At 73.4% G+C, this 19,097-nt stretch carries 16 protein-coding genes and 1 pseudogene; 10 read left to right on the top strand and 7 right to left on the bottom strand.

Annotation, left to right across the window (positions count from 1 at the left end; translation table 11 throughout):
• Positions 1-23 precede the first annotated feature (23 nt).
• The 3 genes from M8H82_RS21975 to M8H82_RS21965 form a co-directional block, all read right to left on the bottom strand.
• On the bottom strand, positions 24-1,550 hold the full coding sequence (locus tag M8H82_RS21975; protein ID WP_250076582.1) for a nickel transporter: 1,527 nt from the start codon (positions 1,548-1,550) through the stop codon (positions 24-26).
• Positions 1,547-2,722: a tetratricopeptide repeat protein gene (locus M8H82_RS21970; protein ID WP_250076581.1), complete on the bottom strand. Its 1,176-nt coding sequence runs from the start codon at positions 2,720-2,722 to the stop codon at positions 1,547-1,549. The genes M8H82_RS21975 and M8H82_RS21970 overlap by 4 nt, the downstream gene beginning before the upstream one ends.
• Before the next feature lie 243 nt (positions 2,723-2,965).
• Positions 2,966-4,492 carry a DUF4331 domain-containing protein gene (locus M8H82_RS21965; RefSeq protein ID WP_250076580.1) on the bottom strand — a complete coding sequence of 509 codons (1,527 nt, stop codon included), beginning with the start codon at positions 4,490-4,492 and terminating at the stop codon, positions 2,966-2,968.
• A gap of 207 nt (positions 4,493-4,699) precedes the next feature.
• Here M8H82_RS21965 and M8H82_RS21960 point away from each other — a divergent pair, with 207 nt between their 5' ends.
• The 3 genes from M8H82_RS21960 to M8H82_RS21950 all read left to right on the top strand — a co-directional run bounded on the left by M8H82_RS21960 (position 4,700) and on the right by M8H82_RS21950 (position 6,423).
• A complete protein-coding gene (locus M8H82_RS21960) occupies positions 4,700-5,242 on the top strand; it encodes a sigma-70 family RNA polymerase sigma factor (RefSeq protein WP_250076579.1) in 543 nt (180 codons plus the stop codon).
• Positions 5,239-6,027: an anti-sigma factor domain-containing protein gene (locus tag M8H82_RS21955; protein ID WP_250076578.1), complete on the top strand. Its 789-nt coding sequence runs from the start codon at positions 5,239-5,241 to the stop codon at positions 6,025-6,027. Before M8H82_RS21960 ends, M8H82_RS21955 begins: the two co-directional genes overlap by 4 nt.
• Before the next feature lie 126 nt (positions 6,028-6,153).
• Positions 6,154-6,423: a hypothetical protein gene (locus M8H82_RS21950; protein WP_250076577.1), complete on the top strand. Its 270-nt coding sequence runs from the start codon at positions 6,154-6,156 to the stop codon at positions 6,421-6,423.
• Between the two features lie 17 nt (positions 6,424-6,440).
• Here M8H82_RS21950 and M8H82_RS21945 read toward each other — a convergent pair whose 3' ends face one another.
• The 4 genes from M8H82_RS21945 to hmgA form a co-directional block, all read right to left on the bottom strand.
• The gene (locus M8H82_RS21945; RefSeq protein ID WP_250076576.1) at positions 6,441-7,637 is read right to left on the bottom strand and encodes a CaiB/BaiF CoA-transferase family protein; all 1,197 of its coding nucleotides are present in this window, start codon (positions 7,635-7,637) and stop codon (positions 6,441-6,443) included.
• A gap of 91 nt (positions 7,638-7,728) precedes the next feature.
• Positions 7,729-8,871 carry a type ISP restriction/modification enzyme gene (locus M8H82_RS21940; protein WP_250076575.1) on the bottom strand — a complete coding sequence of 381 codons (1,143 nt, stop codon included), beginning with the start codon at positions 8,869-8,871 and terminating at the stop codon, positions 7,729-7,731.
• Positions 8,872-8,887: 16 nt separating this feature from the next.
• The gene (locus tag M8H82_RS21935) at positions 8,888-9,637 is read right to left on the bottom strand and encodes a GntR family transcriptional regulator (RefSeq protein WP_250076574.1); all 750 of its coding nucleotides are present in this window, start codon (positions 9,635-9,637) and stop codon (positions 8,888-8,890) included.
• Positions 9,638-9,664: 27 nt separating this feature from the next.
• Entirely contained in the window at positions 9,665-10,981 is a 1,317-nt protein-coding gene (gene hmgA / locus M8H82_RS21930) for a homogentisate 1,2-dioxygenase (protein ID WP_250076573.1), read from the bottom strand.
• A gap of 163 nt (positions 10,982-11,144) precedes the next feature.
• On the opposite strand from hmgA, the gene M8H82_RS21925 reads away from it, so the two are divergent.
• From M8H82_RS21925 to M8H82_RS21895, 7 genes and pseudogenes are all read left to right on the top strand, one after another.
• Complete coding sequence (locus M8H82_RS21925; protein ID WP_250076572.1) at positions 11,145-11,723, top strand: hypothetical protein; 579 nt, start codon at positions 11,145-11,147, stop codon at positions 11,721-11,723.
• Positions 11,720-12,337 carry a TetR/AcrR family transcriptional regulator gene (locus M8H82_RS21920; protein WP_250076571.1) on the top strand — a complete coding sequence of 206 codons (618 nt, stop codon included), beginning with the start codon at positions 11,720-11,722 and terminating at the stop codon, positions 12,335-12,337. Before M8H82_RS21925 ends, M8H82_RS21920 begins: the two co-directional genes overlap by 4 nt.
• A 134-nt stretch (positions 12,338-12,471) precedes the next feature.
• Positions 12,472-14,703, top strand: coding sequence for a molybdopterin oxidoreductase family protein (locus M8H82_RS21915; RefSeq protein WP_250076570.1), 2,232 nt, complete (start codon positions 12,472-12,474; stop codon positions 14,701-14,703).
• Between the two features lie 135 nt (positions 14,704-14,838).
• Positions 14,839-16,233: a CitMHS family transporter gene (locus tag M8H82_RS21910; protein ID WP_250076569.1), complete on the top strand. Its 1,395-nt coding sequence runs from the start codon at positions 14,839-14,841 to the stop codon at positions 16,231-16,233.
• A 7-nt stretch (positions 16,234-16,240) separates the two neighbouring features.
• Positions 16,241-17,509: an MFS transporter gene (locus tag M8H82_RS21905; RefSeq protein WP_284049192.1), complete on the top strand. Its 1,269-nt coding sequence runs from the start codon at positions 16,241-16,243 to the stop codon at positions 17,507-17,509.
• A gap of 100 nt (positions 17,510-17,609) precedes the next feature.
• Positions 17,610-18,218, top strand: a complete 609-nt coding sequence (locus M8H82_RS21900) for a hypothetical protein (protein ID WP_250076568.1) — start codon at positions 17,610-17,612, stop codon at positions 18,216-18,218.
• Positions 18,219-18,498: 280 nt separating this feature from the next.
• Positions 18,499-19,097, top strand: a pseudogene (locus tag M8H82_RS21895) (hypothetical protein); the annotation flags it as partial.

The following is a 19,097-nucleotide window of genomic DNA, read 5'->3' as shown; positions in this document are numbered from 1 at the left end:
TCTCCTTTTCCTCACAAAGTAGCTCAACCGAGTGCGGATGCCGCCCCCTTGCACACCAATCCGACCCCAAGAGCTACGACGACCACCGCGGACACCAGCGGTGCGGTACGGCGGACCAGGGCCGCCGCCGGACGGGCGGCCCAGCGCGGGCGCCGCTCCAGCGCCCGGCTCGCCCCGGCCCCCAGGCGCACCACGGCGAACCCCGCGGCGCTGAGGGTGAGCGCGAGCCCGATCCCGTACGCCACGACGAGCAGCAGCCCGAACCAGGCGTGCCCGAGCGCCGCGGCCCCGACCAGGACCACGACGGCCGAGGGACTGGGCACCAGCCCTCCGGCGAACCCGAGCAGGATCGTGCCGCGCACGGTGGGGGCGGTGGCGTGGGTGTGCGTGTGGCCACCGTGGGTGTGGGTGGCATGGGTGGTGTGGGTGACCGGGTGGGCGTGCTCGTGGGTGTGCGCGCCGGCCAGTACCGGGGTGCGCTCGTGGACGTGGGCCGGGGTGTGCGCGTGGCGGTGGCCGCGGGCGTGCCAGGCCCGCCGTACGAGCGTCGCGCCGGCGGCGGTGACGAGGGCGCCGCCGGCGACGCCCAGCCAGGCGATCACGGACGGTGCCGCGGTGGACCCCGCGGTGATCAGCAGGCCCAGGGCGACCACGCCCAGGGTGTGGGTGACCGTCACCGAGGCGGCGAGCGGCAGGACGTCCTTCATCCGGGCGCGGCCACCGCGGGCCGCGGCCACCGCCGCCATGAGCGTCTTGCCGTGGCCCGGGGCGAGGGCGTGCAGCGCGCCGAGGCCGACCGCGACGCACAGGGCGAGCGCGGCGAAGCCGACGGTGAGGTCGTTGCGGGCCACCAGGGAGTCCAGGGCCCGCGTCCAGCGGTCGGCGCCGCGCGGCAGCACGGAGGCGGCGGGCGCGTCCCGCTCCTCCTCGGCCAGCGCGGGACCGCCCGGCCGCACGGTCAGGGAGGCGGCCGGGGTGTCGGCGGGGGAGGAGAGCAACTCCGCCGGATAGTCGGTGAGTTCCCGGGACAGCGACTCCTCGGGTACGTCGGAGACGGTGAGTGTCATCCGGTCGCCGCGTGCGGTGATCTCCCGCCAGCCGGGCCCGGACTCCGCGCCGGCGGCCCGGAAGCCGAGCTTCAGGCTGTCGGCGTCGGGCAGCGGTGCCGACAGCACGCACTCGACGCGGAGCGTGTCGAGCCCGGCCTGTCCGGGCCCCCGGCGCGCGTGAGCGGTCCCGACAGTGAGGGCGACGCTCCGGCCGTCCACGGTGAGGGCGCTGTCGCGGGCGGCGGCGGCGCACCGCCGTCCGGCCCACGCGTCGAGGCCCAGCCGTTCGACGTCCGGCTTCGCCTGCGTGGCCGGGATCTCGGCGAGGTCCTCGACATGGTCCACGCGCAGGACGCCGGGCGCGGCGACGAGTCCGTCGTACCGGTTCACCGTGAAGTTGCCGAGGGGGTGCGCGCTCGCGGACGGGGAGCCGGCCAGCAGGAGCGCGCCGACGGCCGTGAGCAGGGCCGCCGCGGAGGCGACCGTTCGACGGAGGGTCACTCGCCCGCCTCCAGGTCCTTCAGCGCGGCGCGGGCCTCGCGGGCGCCGAGGGGGGAGAAGCCCGGGTTGAGGCGCAGGGCCGCCGACAGGTGCTTCCTCGCGTCCCGCTCGTGGCCGGTGGCGCGCTCGATCATGCCGCGGTGGTGCAGGAACGCGGCGTTGCGGTAGCCGGTGGCCGTGGCCCGGCGCGCGTAGGGCAGCGCCTCCTCGTCCCGGCCGCTCCGGTGCAGCGCCCAGGCCAGGGCGTCCGCGGTGTGCACGGTGCGGCGCCTGTCCCACTCGGCGCGGGCCGCGCGCAGGGCGGTGGCGGGGTCGCCGTGGTCGGCGGCGGCGAGCGCGGTGTCCAGGTCGGCGTTGACGCCGTTGGCGCGGGCGAGCGCGCTCCAGGCGTCGAGGAGGGCGTACTGGTCGCGGGCGCGCTCTTCCCGGCCGTCGGCCTCGTACAGCTCGCCGAGCAGGACGAGCGGCCCGGGGAGCGGTGACCGCTCGACGACGGCCTCCATGCCCCGCACGGCCGCTTCCGGGTCCCCTCCGGCCGCCTGGGCGCGGGCCCGTCCCTCCAGCGCGGGCAGGAAGGAGTCGTCGGCGCCGAGGGCGCGCGCGAACTGCAGCAGCGCCTCCTCGTAGTCGCCCTGCTGGAAGGCGAGTTGGCCGAGCTGCGTGGCCACGTACGCCACGTCCGGGGGCGCGGTGGCGGAGGAGAGGGCCTGCTCCAGGACGCGCCGCGCGGTCCGCACGTCTCCGCGCAGCTCGTGCACGTAGGCGTACCGGGTGAAGACGGGGACGCCCGGCCGACGTGCGTCGGCGGTGTCGGCGGCCCGTGCGGCGTCGTCGTAGCGGCCGAGTTCGACGAGGGCGTCGATACGGGTGGCCAGGGCGCGCTCGTTGTAGGGGTTGGCGGACAGGGCCCGGTCGGCGTACCTGAGCGCACCGGGGAAGTCGTGCCGGGCGGCGGCCAGGGCGGCCTGCCCGGCAAGGGCCGGATCGTTGCCGGGCTCCACCGCGAGCGACCGCTTCAGGGCCCGCTCGGCCTGCGGGTAGCGGGAGGCGTCGCCGGTCGTGCGGGCCTGCTCCACATACGCGAGCCCCAGGGCCGCCCAGCCGGTGAAGTCCCTTGGCTGGCGCCGCAGATGCTCCTGAAGCGCCCCAAGGTCACCGGACCTGAGCGCCACCGGCGACACAGCAGAGACCCCACGCCCCGGAGCGTCCTGGCCCCCTCCGAAGGCAACGGCCCCCGCGGTGAGCGCAACAGCCAGCAGTCCGCCACAAAGCCCAAGTCGGACGCGCGATGTCATGCCCTCTCCTAGATCACTGACGATGAAACGGTAGGAATACGCCCGTAAGGGGCGCGGGGAACGGCGCGACCAGCCACAACGAAGCCGCACCCGACAACGACCCCCGCACCCCGACGGCGCCTAGTAGGCCCGCTCCCGCATCCGCCGCCACCACAGCAGCCCGGCCCCGACCAGAACGACCCCGATGGCCCCCGCCCCCGCGGAAGCCGCGATCAGCGTGGTGTCGTCCGCCGAACCTCCGGAGGACAACGCGTCGCCGAGCTGGTTGCGCACGTCGTTCTCCCCGGACGTCCCCTTCGCCAGGGGCCCCCGGGACCCCTCCGTCGGCAGCGCGACGTACGGGAACGCCTTCTCGAACTCCTTGTCGTTCTTGTCGACCGCGTCCCCCAAGTCGTTCTTGGCGCCGACCAGTTCACCCTCGACGACCTGCAGCGACGCATCGATCACGTCATCGGTCAGCCGCCGCCCGTTGGGGAACCCGGCGTTGTCCCCGTCCAGCACGCCCAGCCGCTTCGGCTCGGCGGCCGGCTCGATGGAGGTGTTCAGCCGCAGCTCCTCCGCGGGACGTACGTGCGGCGGCTGGTTGAGTCCCTTCACGCCCGTCAGGAACACCTCGACGAGGTCGTTGCGCGGCTCGGCCGGCGCCGGGATCTTGTAGATCCCCTCGATGAGCTTCGGCAGTTCCGGCTCGGTCACGTTCTTCAGGAACTGCCCGTCGTTCCAGGGCGCGCTCGCGTTGAACTTGTCCTTGTCCCTGATCGGGTTGACGACCTCGTTCACGAGCGGCATGCCCAGCCGGGACACCTGGGTGAAGTGCCCCCGCGCGTTCTTGCGCTGGGTCGTCGACCAGATCCCCACGATCGGCTGCTCGGCCGACTCCGTGATCATGTGCGTGGGCACCTGGAGGGCTATGGAGTTGACGTTGTACCCCTTGAGCGTGTCGTTGCCGACCTCGCTCAGATCCCCGCCGTACAGCAGGTCGAAGACCCGCAGGTCGAGGAAGAAGGGGTCATCGGCCTGGCCGGCGAACGACGTGGCGCCACCGGCGAGTTCATGGACCGCCTGGGAACGCAGCTTCGCGTAGTCCGGCATCGACGCCTTGCCGACGTTCGACGGCGCCACCGGCACGTCGTTCGCGACCTTCGTCCGCGACACCAGGTGCTGGTTCTTCAGCCGCAGCAGCTCGACGTCGTAGGTCTGCGTGATGTTCAGGTCGGGATCGTCCAGGCTCTCGACGGGCCCGGTGTTGTACAGGAACGTCTTCTTGTTCTTCACGTGCGTCCGGAAGGTGAACCGGTACACCAGTTCGCCCTGCGCGTCGCCGTTGTTGTCGATGTGCAGGTCGTACTGCGCGTCCTCCGCGAACGTGAAGAAGTTCGGTCCCCCGGCCGGTTCCTCGAAGGGGATCCAGTTCGCGACGATCGTCGTCGTGTCCGGCTTGTCGGGGCTGACGAACGCGTACACGTCCGTGTTGTCGTACTGCGGGGTCCCCGAGATCAGCGGGGCCTCCCGGTGGCTGGAGGCGGCGGCCGCCCCCGGTTCCAGCGCGGTCACGCCGGCGGCTGCGAGCCCACCGGCGGCCAGCGCCCCACAGATGAGGGTCGCGACACTCGCGCGTCCCGCGCCGCTCCTGGAGATTGGTGTCATGCCGTCCGTCCTCGGTTCAGCTTGCCTGACGCACCGGGATTCGGAGCGGGGTGCCGGGCGGATTGGTCCGGGGCGAAACTGATTCGGCGCCCCGCCGACCCGCGTTTTCGGCCCGCTGATCCGTAACCCCATCCGGAGGTGGGTGCGTTGCGAATACCTCGTGGGACGGGACGGCCGAGATGCGGTCTCGCGGGAGGGGGAGGCGAGTTGGAGGCGGACGAGCTGCTGCTGCTCGTGGCGAGCGGGGACCAGCTCGCCTTCGAGGAGTTGTACGGGATCGTGTCGGGGCCGGTGTTCGGCCTGGTGCGGCGGGTCGTGCGGGACCCGGCGCAGTCGGAGGAGGTGGCGCAGGAGGTGCTGCTGGAGATGTGGCGGTCCGCGGGGCGATTCGACCCCGGCCGGGGCAGCGCCCTGTCGTGGATCCTCACCCTCGCCCATCGCCGGGCCGTGGACCGGGTGCGCAGCGCCCGCGCGGCCGGCGAACGCGAGCAGCGCGAGGCACGGCGGTCCCATCACCCCGCCTTCGACCAGGTGTCCGAGGAGGTCGAGGCGGGCCTGGAGCGCGAATGGGTGCGCCGCTGCCTCGACCGGCTGACCGCCCTGCAACGGCAGTCCGTCACCCTCGCCTACTACGACGGCTACACCTACCGCGAGGTCGCCGAGCGGCTCTCCCTGCCGCTGGGCACGGTGAAGACCCGGATGCGGGACGGACTGACCCGGCTGCGTGAGTGCCTCGGAGGTGCCGCATGAGCCTCTTCCGCCGTGGGCACCTCCACTCCCTCGCCGCCCCCTACGCCCTCGACGCCCTGGAACCGGGGGAGCGCGTGCGCTTCGAGAAACACCTGCGCACGTGCGAGCGCTGCACCGCGGAGGTACGGACCCTGTCCGAGGACGCGGTACGGCTGGCCTGGTCGACGTCCGCGCCGCCGCCGGCCGCGCTGCGCGAACGGGTCCTGGCCGCCGTACGGACGACCGCTCAGGAGCCCGTGCGGGCGCGGGAGCCGCAGTTGCCGCCGCACGTGTGGGGGACGCGGCCGCCGCCGGGCCGGGTGCGGGCGAGGCGGCCGCTGTTCGCGCCCTTCGCCACCGCCACGGCCGCCGCTGCCCTCGTCGTCGCCTCCCTGTTCGCCGTACAGGCGAACCGGCAGCAGGAGCAGCTGGACGCCGAGCGGGCGCAGGCACGTGAGATCGCCCACGTTCTCGCCGCTCCGGACGCGCGCGCGAGCACCGGGCGGGACGCCGAGGGCCGGAGCATCGGCGTGATCGCCTCCGCGTCGGAGGGGAGCGCGGTGATCACCCTCGGCGGCTACGGCGACCTTCCGGGCGACCGGGTGCGCCAACTGTGGCTCATGCGCCCGGGCGCGCAACCGCGCTCCCTCGGGCTCTTCGACGGTGACACGCCCTTGGTCGCGTCCGGACTGGACACCTCCGCCACGTCACTGGCTGTGACCGTCGAGCCGGACGGCGGCTCGCCGCAGCCCACTACTCAGCCGGTTGTCCAACTCGCCCTGAAATCTGTCGGATTCGGAGAGTAATCATGGATGAGTCGTCAACACCCTTACGGGGAAGGTGAATCCTGTGACCGCGATACACGAGTGCCCCGAGGGGGCGATAGGGTTACCCTGCCCGGGCCGGGTGGACTCGTACGGGTGGGGAGTGACATGGAACAGATAACAGTGCGCAGCAGGGCCAGGGTCCCTGCGATCACCTGCGGGAGCAGTGCGACCAGTTCGCGCCTCGACCGCCATCTCTCGGTGCTGGGTGGTCCCGCCGTGCCGCAGCGGGAGACGGCCGAGGCGACCCTGCTGATGCGTGAGCTGACCGCCCGTGAGCCCGTGCGTCAGCAGAGCGACCGGCGGGCGCGGGTCCGTCGCGTCTCGCTCTTCGCGCCGCTGCGCCGGCTGCGCCGCTCGCTGTTCGGCGGCCACTAGGCATTCGCGCCCCGCGCTCAGGCGGCCACACCGTCCCGGCGCAGCGCTGCGATCTCGTCGTCCGTCATTCCCACGGCGCGCAGCAGCTCCTCGGTGTGCTCCCCGAGCGCGGGCACGTCCCCCATGCGTGCCGCGTCCCCGCCCGGCAGCGTGATGGGCGGCAGCAGCGCCCTGAGCGGTCCCACCGGCGATCCCACCTCCCGCCACCGCTCCCGGGCCGCCAGCTGCGGATGGTCCGCCACCTCGCGCAGATCCCGCAACCGCGCACACGCCAGACCCGCCCCCTCCAGACGCGCCAGCGCCTCGTCCGTGCCGAGCGCGCCCAGCGCCTGCCCGACCAGTTCGTCCGTGCGTTCCCGGTGCGCCACCCGCGCCGCGTTCGTGGCGAAGGCCGGGTCGCTGCCCAACTCCGGCCGTCCCAGTACCTGTTCGGCCAGTCGCCGCCATTCCCGGTCGTTCTGCACGGACAGCAGCACCCGGCCCCCGTCCGCCGTCGGATAGGCGTCGTAGGGCGCGATGACGGCGTGCGCGAGGCCGGTGCGCGCCGGTGCCGTGCCGCCGTGCAGGGTGTGGTGCAGCGGATGTCCCATCCACTCCGCCAGCGACTCCAGCATCGACACCTCCACCGGACCGCCCCGCCCGGTCACGCCCCTGCGCACCAGCGCCGCGAGCACGCCGGAGAAGGCGTACATGGCCGCCGCGATGTCCGCCGCCGGGATCCCCGCCTTCACAGGCTGCGCGGGCGTCCCGGTCACCGACACCAGGCCCGCCTCGCACTGCACGAGCATGTCGTAGGCCCGCTTGTCGGCGTACGGGCCGCCGGCGCCGTACCCCGAGATGTCCACGGCGATCAGGCGCGGGTGCGCGGCGCACAGAGTGGCCGCGTCCAGGCCGAGCCGGGCGGCGGCGCCCTGGGCGAGGTTCTGCACGAAGACGTCCGCGTCACGCACGAGGCGTCGTACGACGTCCAGGCCGCGAGGGTCCTTCAGGTCCACGGCGATCGACTCCTTGCCGCGGTTGCACCACACGAAGTGCGAGGCGAGACCGCGGGCGGCGGTGTCGTAACCGCGCGCGAAGTCACCGCCGTCGATCCGCTCGACCTTGATCACCCGGGCGCCCAGATCGGCGAGCTGCCGGGTGGCGAAGGGGGCCGCGACGGCCTGCTCGACGGCGACGACGGTGACCCCGGCGAGGGGAAGCGGCTGAGATTCCATGCGGGCGATCATGCCTGGCGGCGGGCGACCGGCGCCATGGGCGCCGTGGGGGCGGCCGGCGCCCCTGGGGCTGCTTCGAACTCGGAGGGGCCTAGATCAGGGCGAGCTGGCCCTCGGGGCCCTCCTCGTGGCCGTCGAGCACCGAGGCCGGGCGGCGTGCCGACTCCGGTACCGGGAGCACGCCCGCCTCGCGCAGCTCCCGCGCGGTGATCCCGGACGTCAAATCCTCCTGCGGCAATTGGAGTTCGGCCAGCAGGGCGAGCACGGTGATCAGCTCCAGCAGCTCCGACGTCCACGCCTGCGGCCAGGTCGGCGGGCGGATCGCCGCCAGGGTGCCCGGTTCCGCCGCCTCGGCCGTACGGACCGTGAACCACTGCTCCAGCACGCGGACGCCGTCCATCTCGTAGTCCCAGGCCTCGGGCGGCACCGGGGAGATGCGGCCCTCGTCCAGGTGCAGGGCCTCCTCCTCGCGGTCGTAGAGGAGAGTCAGCGGACGGGAGGGGAGCGGGGCCCGGACGTACGGGCGGCGGCCGCCGGGGAGTTTGGGCCGGTCGCCGTCGCGGCGCATCAGCCACAGGACGCGGTGGCCCCACTCCACGCCCCGCGCCCACACCTGGGGGTCGTCGGGGAGGGGGACCGTGAGGTCCGGGCGGGCCGCCGTGAGGGTCCAGGCCAGGAGGTCGGCGGGGGTGGGGGAGAGGCCGAGGCGGGAGGCCAGGTGGTCCAGCAGGCCCGGGGCCAGGTTGGGTTCCGTGCCGCCGGGGCGGCGGTAGAGGGGGCGGATCCGGCCCGGGCGCAGCAGGGGGAGGAGGGAGGTGGCGAGCAGCCGGCCGGGGGTCTCGACCAGGAATGTCTGGTGGTCGTCCGCCACCCGCCACAGCTCCGGCCGGGCCGCGTCGATCAGGCGGTGGTCCGGGATCAGCCACTGCTCGTCGAAGGGCGCGCGGAGCACCCGCACCGGTTCCGGGCACGGGCCCGAGGCGCGGACCAGTTTCTCCGTACCGCCCGGGTGGCCCGGCAGTTGACCCACCGCCGAGTGCAGGGTGCGCGAGCGGGTCGGCTCCAGCAGCGCTTCCCGGTCGGGGCCCTCCGCCTTGACGAAGGCGTCCCAGCGGGCCTTCAGACAGGTCGCGTCGGGGCCCGTCGGCCACCCCCGGCCCAGCCGAAGCGGTGCGACGGACCACGGCATGAGGTCCGCCAGCGGCGGAGCGTCGTCGCGCGTCACGCTGGGCATCGTACGACGTGGCCGGTTACGTCGCGTCGAGAGTCACCGTGAACGAGAAGCGGTCGCCCCGGTAGTTGATGACCGCCACATCCAGCACACGTCCGGCCGAATCGTACGTAACGCCCGTGTAGTGCAGGATCGGGCTCAGCAACGGCACTTCCAGCAGCCGGGCCGTCTCCGGCTCCGCCAGCCGCGCCTCCACCGTGTCCGTGATGCGGCTGATGTCCGCCCCGACGACATCGCGCAGCACCTTCGTCATCGGCCAGCGCGCCAGGTCCGCCGGGTCGATACGGGCGGCCAGTTCCGGACGGACGTAGTTGCGGGCGTGGTTGGTCGGCTCACCCGTCTTCTCGTCGCTGCGCAGGCGGTGGTACGTCCCCACCTCGCCGGGATCCGGGAAGTACTCGGCGAGTTCGGCGGGGACCGGCCCCTTGCCGTGGTCCAGCATCCGGGTCGTCATCCCCGACTGCTGGGCCACGATCGCGTCCACCGACCCCAGCAGCCGCACCGGCGCTCCCCGCTGCACATGCGGCTCGATGAACGTGCCCCGGCGCCGGTGCCGGCTGATCAGCCCCTCGTCCTCCAGCTCCTTCAGCGCCTGCCGCATGGTCAGCACGCTCACCCCGTAGTGCCCCGCCAGCTGCTCCTCCGTGGGCAGGCGCAGCGGGTCCTGGGGCCGGCGGCCGAGTATCGAGGCGCGCAGCGACTGCGACACCTGGTACCAGAGCGGCAGCTTGCGGTTGAGGACGATGGAGTCCGGGGCGAAGGAGGTCACGGGGTCATCCGTACCGGCAGGAATTGATCAGTGCAAGGGGCGGAAGTGGCGTTCGAGGCCCTGCCACACGTCGTCGTAGCGCCGCTGCAGGTGCTCCGCCTCGGCCGCGTGCGCGGTCAGGGTCACCGGCCAGCGCGTCTCGAACATGAACGCCAGTCCGTCGTCGATCTTCTGCGGCTTCAGCTCGGCGGCGCTCGCCCGGTCGAAGGTCTCCCGGTCCGGGCCGTGCGCCGACATCATGTTGTGCAGCGAGCCCCCGCCCGGCACGAAGCCCTCCGCCTTGGCGTCGTAGGCGCCCTCGATCAGGCCCATGTACTCGCTCATCACGTTCCGGTGGAAGTACGGCGGCCGGAACGTGTCCTCGCCCACCAGCCAGCGCGGCGCGAACACGACGAAGTCGACGCCGGCCAGCCCCGGCGTGTCCGAGGGGGAGGTGAGGACCGTGAAGATCGACGGGTCCGGGTGGTCGTACGAGATCGTCCCCATGACGTTGAAGCGGCGCAGGTCGTACACGTAGGGCACGTGGTTGCCGTGCCAGGCGACCACGTCGAGCGGGGAGTGGCCGTACGTGGCCCGCCAGAGGTTGCCGCAGAACTTGTTGACGACCTCCACCGGCCCCTCGACGTCCTCGTACGCGGCGACGGGTGCCCGGAAGTCGCGGGCGTTGGCGAGGCCGTTGGCGCCGATCGGTCCGAGGTCGGGGAGCTGGAAGGGGGCGCCGTAGTTCTCGCAGACGTAGCCGCGCGCGGTGCCGTCCAGCAGCTCGACCCGGAAGCGCACCCCGCGCGGGATCAGCGCCACATGTCCCGGCTCGGCGTGCAGCAGCCCGAACTCGGTGCGCAGCAGCAGCCCGCCGTGCTCCGGGACGATCAGCAGCTCGCCGTCGGCGTCGCTGAGGACGCGGTCCATGGAGGCGTTGGCGCTGTAGAGGTGCACGGCCATGCCGGTGCGCTGGGTCGCGTCGCCGTTGCCGCCGAGGGTCCACAGACCGGCCAGGAAGTCGGTCCCGGGCGCCGGGTCGGGCAGCGGGTTCCAGCGCAGCCGGTTGGGGTCGGGCACCGACTCCGTGAAGGGCGCGGTGCGGACCGGGCCGTTGTCCATGCGCGTGAACGCCGGGTGGGCCGCGGAGGGGCGGATCCGGTACAGCCACGAGCGGCGGTTGTGGGCCCGCGGCTCGGTGAACGCCGAACCGCTCAGCTGCTCCGCGTACAGCCCGAGCGGCGCCCGCTGCGGTGAGTTGCGGCCCTCGGGCAGGGCCCCGGGCACCGCCTCCGAGCTGTGTTCGTTGCCGAATCCCTGGAGATACGACAGCCCCTCCGCGGTCTTCCGCACGTCCCTGCTCATGATCGCTCCCTCGCCCTCATCAATCCTATGCATCACCGTAGGATTGTGACTCGGCGGGCGCAAGAGGTGCAGGGGTGGTACTCGGGTTCTCCTCACTAGGGACGACCCGAACCAGACCTCAGGGGGATCCGCCGTGTCGGACCGGTGTTCTACGCTCCCGGGCATGTCGTGGACGCGGGCGCTGCTCGCCGCGCTCGCGGTCTGTGTCCTGCTGCTGACCGGATCCGTGGGCTGCGGCTCCAGTGGCACACAGGAACAGGGGAACGGCGAGTCGGCCTCGCCGGTCGGCGAGCTGCTCGACGACGCCGACGAGGAGGGCCGGCTCTACCGCGAGGTGGACGAGGACCAGGCGCCCGAGGTCCGGATCGAGGTGCAGCCCAACGCCGACGAGAGCTGGGACGTGCGGCTGACCGTCCGCGGCTTCCGCTTCTCGCCCGCCGGCACGAAGGAGGTCCCGGTGGCCGGCCGGGGTGTGGCGCACCTCTATCTCGACGGCCGGCCGATCGCCGAGCTGCGCACCCCCGAGTACCGCCTCCCGGCCGAACTCGTCCCGCGCGGCACGCACCACGTCACCGCCCGGCTCTACGCCGACGACGGCACGGTGTGGGCGGTGGACGGGGAGCCGGTCGAGAGCACGGCCGACATCACGGCTTCCGGGGCGGAGCCGTACTTGAGTGCAGGGGACAGCGGCGTCCGTACAGGAGGGCAAGGTTCACCGGACCGAGCCGGAAAGGCATCATGAAGCCCGTGCCCCACGCGACCTCGCTCCGCCGCGCGCCCGTCCAGCGACGCAGTGCCGAACGGCTCACCAGGATCCTCGACGCCTGCGCCGGCCTCCTCGACGAGGTCGGCTACGACGGCCTGAGCACCCGCGCGGTCGCCCAGCGCGCCGGCGTCCCCATCGGCTCCGTCTACCGCTTCTTCGGCAACAAGCGCCAGATGGCCGACGCCCTCGCCCAGCGCAACCTCGACCGCTACGCCGACCGCGTCACCGAGCGCCTGGCGGCCGGCGCCGTCCGCGACTGGCGGACGGCCATGGACGCCGTACTCGACGAGTACCTGCTGATGAAACGCACCGCCCCCGGCTTCGCCCTGGTCGACTTCGGCAACCAGATACCGGTGGGCACCCGCGCCGCGCAACCCAACCACCGGGTCGCCGACCGCCTCACCGAACTCCTCTCCGACTACCTCGGCCGCACCCCCGACGAGGAGCTGCGCCGCGTCTTCCTGGTCGCCGTGGAGACGGCCGACACCTTGGTCCACCTCGCCTTCCGGGTCGCCCCGGAAGGGGACGAGGGGATCATCGGCGAGGCGCGGGAGCTGCTGCGGGCGTATCTGGCGAGGGTTCTGGGCTGAACGGGAGCCCAGGTCGGGGCCGCCCGGAGCAGCGTCTTCGCGACCTGTCTCCCGCACCCCCTCCCCAGCATCCCTACCGGTCGGTATGCTCGCAGTCACGTCCGCGCGCCGCTGCCGCCGCCCCAGGAGGACCCGTGTCCCGCACCGCTCTGCGCATCTGTCCCCTGTGCGAGGCCACCTGTGGCCTGACGCTCACCGTCGAGGGAAGCCGGATCACCGCGGCCCGGGGGGACCGGGACGACGTGTTCAGCAAGGGGTTCATCTGCCCCAAGGGGGCCTCCTTCGGGGCCGTCGACGGTGATCCGGACCGCCTCACCGGGCCCCTCGTGCGCAAGGACGGCGTGCTGCGCGAGGCCACCTGGGAGGAGGCCTTCGACGCCGTCGCCGCGGGGATCCGGTCCGTCGTCGAGCGGTACGGGCCGCACTCCGTCGGGATCGTCCTCGGCAACCCCAACGTCCACACCATGGCCGGCGCCCTCTACCCGCCCGTCCTGATCGGCGCCCTCGGCACCCACAGCCTGTTCACCGCGTCCACCGTCGACCAGATGCCCAAGCATGTGTCGAGCGGCCTGCTGTTCGGCGACGCCAACGCCATCCCGGTGCCCGACCTCGACCGCACCGACCACCTGCTCCTGATCGGCGCCAACCCCCTGGAGTCCAACGGGAGTCTGTGCACCGCCCCCGACTTCCCCGGCCGGCTCAAGGCCCTCAAGGCCCGCGGCGGCACCCTCACCGTCATCGACCCGCGCCGCACCCGGACCGCCAAGCTCGCCGACCGGCACATCGCCGTCCGCCCCGGCACCGACGCGCTGCTCCTCGCCGCCATGGCGGCCGTGCTGTTCGAGGAGGACCTGGTCGGTACGGGGGAGCTGACCCCTCATCTGGAAGGGCTCGCCGAACTCCGCACCGCCATCGGCGACTTCACCCCCGAGGCCGTCGCGGACGCCTGTGACGTCGACGCGGACACGATCCGCACGCTCGCCCGCGAACTCGCCGCCGCGCCCACCGCCGCCGTCTACGGCCGCATCGGCAGCTGCACCGTCGCCCACGGCACCCTGGCGAGCTGGCTCGTGGACGTCCTCAACATCCTCACCGGCAACCTCGACCGCCCCGGCGGCGCCCTCTTCCCGCAGGCGGCCACCGACCGGACCCCCCGGCCCGCCGGCCCCGGCCACGGCTTCCGGCTCGCCCGCTGGCACTCCCGGGTGAGCCAGTACCCGGAAGCGAAGGGGGAGTTGCCGATCTCCGCCCTCGCCGAGGAGATCGACACCCCGACCGAGCGGGGCGAGCCCGTCCGGGCGCTCATCGCCATCGCCGCCAACCCGGTGCTCTCCACCCCCGACGGCGACCGGCTCGACAAGGCGCTGGACGCCCTGGACTTCATGGTCAGCGTCGACCCCTACCTCAACGAGACCTCGCGCCACGCCACGGTCGTGCTCCCGCCGCCCCCGCCCTCCCAGAGCCCGCACCACGACTTCGCCTTCAACACCCTCGCCGTGCGCAACCAGGTCCGCTACACCCGCGCCGCCGTCCCGCTGGAGCCCGGCCGCATGGCCGAGACGGAGATCCTGGCCCGGCTGGTCCTCGCCGCGAGCGGGATGCACGGCGCCGATCCGGCCGCCGTCGACCAGCTCGTCATCGACCAGACCCTGGGCAAGGCGGTCAAGGAGCCGCACTCCCCGGTCCACGGCCGCGACCCGCGCGAGCTGCAGGACCGGCTCAGCGGCGACACGGGACCGGAGCGGCGGCTCGACATGATGCTCCGCCTCGGCCCCTACGGCGACGGCTTCGGCGCCCGGCCCGACGGGCTGAGCCTCGACCAGCTGCTGGCGCATCCGCACGGCATCGACCTCGGCCCGCTGCGGCCCCGGCTGCCGCAGCCGCTGAAGACCAGGAGCGGAAAGGTCGAGCTGCTGCCCGAGCCGATCGCCGACGACCTGCCCCGGCTCAGGGAAGCCCTCAAGCGCCGCCCCGACGGGCTCGTCCTCGTCGGCCGCCGCCATCTGCGGTCCAACAACAGCTGGATGCACAACGTGCCCGCCCTCACCGGCGGCAGCAACCGCTGCACCCTGCACATCCACCCCGACGACGCCGAACGGCTCGGCGTGCGGGACGGGGCCGCCGTACGGCTGAAGGGGGCCGGGGGAGAGGTCACCGCGCCCGCGGAGGTCACCGAGGCCGTGCGTCCCGGCGTGGTCAGCCTGCCGCACGGCTGGGGGCACGACCGGCCCGGGACCCGGCTGAGCCATGCCCGCAAGGAGCCCGGCGCCAACGTCAACCAGCTCCTCGACGGCAGTCTGCTCGACCCGCTGTCGGGCAACGCCGTCCTCAACGGATTCCCCGTCCAGCTCACCCCGGTGACCTGAGCAAAGCCCTGACCTGGAGTTTTGCGCTTATTGCTCGCACGTCAACGTCTTGTTAACGCGGTTTGAAGAGACCTAACGTCGTCGCACCGCCGGCCCTGGTGGGATGTTCAAGGGCGAACGTTAGGTATCCATTTCATGCTGACCATCCTCGGCTTCGCCATGATCGCGACCTTCCTGGTCCTGATCATGATGAAGAAGATGTCGCCGATCGCGGCGCTCGTGCTGATCCCGGCACTGTTCTGCGTCTTCGTCGGGAAGGGCGCCCACCTCGGTGACTACGTCATCGACGGCGTCACCAGCCTCGCCCCCACCGCGGCGATGCTCATGTTCGCGATCGTCTACTTCGGCGTGATGATCGACGTCGGCCTCTTCGACCCGATCGTGCGCGGCATCCTGAAGTTCGCGAAGGCCGACCCGATGCGGATCGTCGTCGGCACGGCCGTCCTCGCGGCGATCGTCTCCCTCGACGGCGACGGCTCGACCACCTTCATGATCACGGTCTCGGCGATGTACCCGCTGTACAAGCGCCTGAAGATGAGCCTGGTCGTGCTGACCGGTGTCGCCGCCATGGCCAACGGCGTGATGAACACCCTCCCCTGGGGCGGCCCCACCGCCCGCGCCGCCACCGCGCTGAAGCTGGACGCCAGCGACATCTTCGTCCCGATGATCCCGGCGCTCCTGGTCGGCCTGCTCTTCGTGTTCGTGCTGTCGTACGTGCTCGGTCTTCGCGAGCGCAAGCGGCTCGGTGTGCTCACGCTGGACGAGGTGCTGGTCGAGGAGACGGAGAAGGAGACCGAGACCGTGCTGGTGGGCACGGGCGCCGGCCAGGGCACGCCGCCCGCCGGTTCCGCCGGCTCCGGCACCGGCGCGGAGGCCGAGGACGACGGCTTCCAGGGCCTCGACCCGAACCGGGCCACCCTGCGCCCGCGGCTCTACTGGTTCAACGCGCTGCTCACGGTCGTGCTCCTGACCGCCATGATCCTGGAGTGGCTGCCCATCCCGGTGCTGTTCCTGCTCGGCGCCGCGCTGGCCCTCACCGTCAACTTCCCCCGCATCCCCGACCAGCGCGCCCGGCTCGCCGCCCACGCCGACAACGTCCTCAACGTCTCCGGCATGGTCTTCGCCGCCGCCGTCTTCACCGGCGTCCTCCAGGGCACCGGCATGGTCGACAGCATGGCCACCTGGATGGTGGACGTCATCCCCGAGGGCATGGGCCCGCACATGGCGCTCGTGACCGGCCTGCTGAGTCTTCCGCTGACCTACTTCATGTCCAACGACGGCTTCTACTTCGGCGTCCTGCCGGTCCTCGCCGAGGCCGGCGCCGCGCACGGGGTCTCCCCGCTGGAGATGGCCCGTGCCTCGCTGGTCGGCCAGCCGCTGCACATGTCGAGCCCGCTCGTCCCGGCCGTGTACGTCCTGGTCGGCATGGCCCGGGTCGACTTCGGCGACCACACGCGGTTCGTGGTCAAGTGGGCCGCGGCCACCTGCCTCGTCATCCTCGGCGCGGGCATCCTCTTCGGCATCATCTGACCGCTCCATGGACGACGTCATCGTGCGGCCCGGTGGGAACCGCGGCTGGCTGCTCCGCCTCGTCATCGCCTTCAGCTTCGCGCAGGGGGCGGTGTCGATGGCCCGGCCCGCCGTCTCCTACCGGGCCCTGGCGCTGGGCGCCGACGAGCGGGCCGTCGGCGTCATCGCCGGGGTGTACGCGCTGCTCCCGCTGTTCGCCGCCGTCCCCCTCGGCCGCCGTACCGACCACGGCCGCTGCGCGCCCCTGCTGCCGGCCGGTGTGGTCCTGATAGTGGGCGGCTGCGCGCTGAGCGGTCTGGCCGACTCGCTGTGGACCATGGCCCTGTGGAGCGGGGTGATGGGCCTCGGTCACCTCTCCTTCGTGATCGGCGCCCAGTCCCTGGTGGCCCGCCAGTCCGCCCCGCACGAACAGGACCGCAACTTCGGCCACTTCACCATCGGCGCCTCCCTCGGCCAGCTCGTCGGCCCGGTCGCGGCGGGCGCGCTGATCGGCGGCCGGGACATGGCGGGCACCAGTGCGCTGGCGCTGCTCGTCGCGGGCGCGGGGGCAGCGGTGGCGCTCACCTCGCTGTGGCGCATCGAGGACCGTCGTACGGCGCCCAACTCCCGTACCCGGCAGGGCGAACGGGTCCCCGTCCACCGCATCCTGCGCAGCCGGGGCGTGCCGGCGGGCATCCTGATCAGCCTCTCCGTGCTGTCCGCGACCGACGTCCTCACCGCCTACCTCCCGGTGGTCGGCGAGCACCGGGGCATCGCCCCCTCGGTGATCGGGCTGCTGCTGAGCCTGCGCGCCGCGGCCACCATCGCCTGCCGACTGGTGCTGACACCGCTGCTCCGCCTGCTCGGCCGGGCCGCCCTGCTGACGGTCACCTGTCTGCTGGCGGCCGTGCTGTGCGCCGGTGTCGCGCTGCCGGTGCCGGTGTGGGCGCTGGCCCTGATCCTCGCCGCGCTCGGGTTCTGCCTCGGCGTCGGCCAGCCGCTGTCCATGACGACGGTCGTCCAGGCGGCCCCCGACGGCGCCCGTTCCACCGCCCTCGCCCTGCGGCTGACCGGCAACCGCCTCGGCCAGGTCGCCGCGCCCGCCACGGCGGGCCTGGTCGCGGGCGTCGCCGGAGTGGCGGCGCCGTTCGTGATGCTGGGCGTGCTGCTGCTGGCGTCGGCGGGCGTCGCGGTGCGGGCGCCGGGACCCGCGCAGGGCCCGCGAGGAGCGCGCGCGGGGAGGCCGCCGTGGGCTCGCCGGTCCCGGGCGGCTGTGAGCCGTAAGAGGGATGACTGACGGGTCGTAGGGCGCGGCTTCGTCCCTCGGCGGGCGAGATGTGACAAAGAGTCAGATGAAGCAGGATTTGTACGACAATCATCCGACTCGGAGGACTCGCATGCCCACCACGTCTCTGCCACGCCGCGCCGGAGCGCGCGCCGCCGCCCTCGCGGCCCTGACCCTCGCCGGGACGGCCGTAGGAGCCCCCGCCGCCCTCGCCCAGCCGGCCGGTGACACCGGGGACATCAAGATCCACAAGGTGGGCACCCCCCTCGACGACCAGCGCGACGAGCCCCAGGTCTGCGACTTCTACCTCGCCGCGTTGAACTTCGCCCCCAGCGAGGTGGTCACCTGGACCGTCAAAACCCAGCCTCCGATTACGGGCGGCGGCCAGCTGCCCAACGCGTCGTACCCCGACAACACGGTCACCGTCGGGCAGACCCGCAGCGCGCAGACCATCCCGCTCGCTCTGCCCAACGGGCAGTACAAGCTCACCTGGAAGACCAACCTCGGTCACGGTGTGGGCAAGCAGAAGCTGTTCAACGTCAACTGCCCGGTGTCCAAGCCCACGGCGCCCCCCGTGCCGAACGGCGGTCCGCCGGCCGGTGGCGGCGGCATGGCGCGCGACGACGCCTTCGCCCCGGTCGCCGGCGCCGCCGCCGTGGGCCTGGCCGCGGTGAGCGGGGTGGTGTGGTTCCGACTCCGTCGCCGCCCGCATGGAGCGTAAGCACTCCGCTGGGAGAGGCGGGGCCGGGGCCGGGGGAGCCGGGGCTGGTGCCGGGAGAGGTGGAGCTGGGGCCGGTGGGCGGTCGGGTGCCGGGGCCCGTGGGCGGTCGGGTGCGGCGAGGCCGTCGCGGCCGGCCGCACCCCACCGCCAGGCGGCGCCCCGACGCGGCCCCGCGCCCCTCGCGGGCGCCGGGCCGCAGGCCGCCGCGCCGCGTCCCCCCGGGCGCGGGCGCCGGCCCTGGTTCCGGACGCGCGCCTACCGCCTGACGAGAACGGTCGCGGTGGCCGTCTCGCTGGTGGCGGGCGTCGTCTGGTGGGGCCAGGGCGAGGAGCCCGGCAAGACCGTGGCGGGCGGCACGGCCGAGGCCGCCCGGCCGGGGTCCCTGCCGGGCTCCGGCGCGGCGCTGGTCTCCGGTTCGTCGCCGGTCTCCGGTGCGCAGCCGGGGGGCGGTGCGCAGCCCGAGGGCGGCGCGGCGCCGGGCTCCGGTACGCCGTCGAAGGGCGGTGCCCAGGCGGGCTCCGGTGCTGCACAGGGCGCCGGTGCGTCGCCGGGCGCAGGGGCTCGGACCGACGCGCGGGGCGCATCGCAGCAGCGCCCGCAGGGGGCCGGTGAGCAGGGGGCGCCCGTACAGCGCACCCTGGGAACGGACCCCCACGGGGTGGCGCGGCGCCCGGAGGGGACCGGTGCGGGTGCGCGGCAGCCGGAGGGGACCGACCCGCGTGGCACAGCCCGCCCCCCGGCCGGGGCCGACCCGCGTGAGGCGGCCCCCCGGCACCCGGCGGGAAGCGACCCGCGAGGGGCAGCTCCGCGCCCCGCAGCGGCCGATCCGCGGGGAGCCGCCCCGCGCCCCGCCCCCCGGCACCCGGTCAGGACCGACCC

The organism is Streptomyces sp. YS415, from assembly GCF_023544665.1.
Classification (GTDB): domain Bacteria; phylum Actinomycetota; class Actinomycetes; order Streptomycetales; family Streptomycetaceae; genus Streptomyces.
This window is presented reverse-complemented; position numbering and strand designations above follow the sequence as displayed.

Excerpts from the sequence above, each read along its gene's own strand:
- M8H82_RS21965 (WP_250076580.1), bottom strand. The coding sequence starts at position 4,492 with ATGACACCAATCTCCAGGAGCGGCGCGGGACGCGCGAGTGTCGCGACC.
- M8H82_RS21955 (WP_250076578.1), top strand. The coding sequence starts at position 5,239 with ATGAGCCTCTTCCGCCGTGGGCACCTCCACTCCCTCGCCGCCCCCTAC.
- M8H82_RS21950 (WP_250076577.1), top strand. The coding sequence starts at position 6,154 with ATGGAACAGATAACAGTGCGCAGCAGGGCCAGGGTCCCTGCGATCACC.
- M8H82_RS21945 (WP_250076576.1), bottom strand. The coding sequence starts at position 7,637 with ATGGAATCTCAGCCGCTTCCCCTCGCCGGGGTCACCGTCGTCGCCGTC.
- M8H82_RS21940 (WP_250076575.1), bottom strand. The coding sequence starts at position 8,871 with ATGCCCAGCGTGACGCGCGACGACGCTCCGCCGCTGGCGGACCTCATG.
- hmgA (WP_250076573.1), bottom strand. The coding sequence starts at position 10,981 with ATGAGCAGGGACGTGCGGAAGACCGCGGAGGGGCTGTCGTATCTCCAG.
- M8H82_RS21925 (WP_250076572.1), top strand. The coding sequence starts at position 11,145 with ATGTCGTGGACGCGGGCGCTGCTCGCCGCGCTCGCGGTCTGTGTCCTG.
- M8H82_RS21920 (WP_250076571.1), top strand. The coding sequence starts at position 11,720 with ATGAAGCCCGTGCCCCACGCGACCTCGCTCCGCCGCGCGCCCGTCCAG.
- M8H82_RS21910 (WP_250076569.1), top strand. The coding sequence starts at position 14,839 with ATGCTGACCATCCTCGGCTTCGCCATGATCGCGACCTTCCTGGTCCTG.
- M8H82_RS21905 (WP_284049192.1), top strand. The coding sequence starts at position 16,241 with ATGGACGACGTCATCGTGCGGCCCGGTGGGAACCGCGGCTGGCTGCTC.
- M8H82_RS21900 (WP_250076568.1), top strand. The coding sequence starts at position 17,610 with ATGCCCACCACGTCTCTGCCACGCCGCGCCGGAGCGCGCGCCGCCGCC.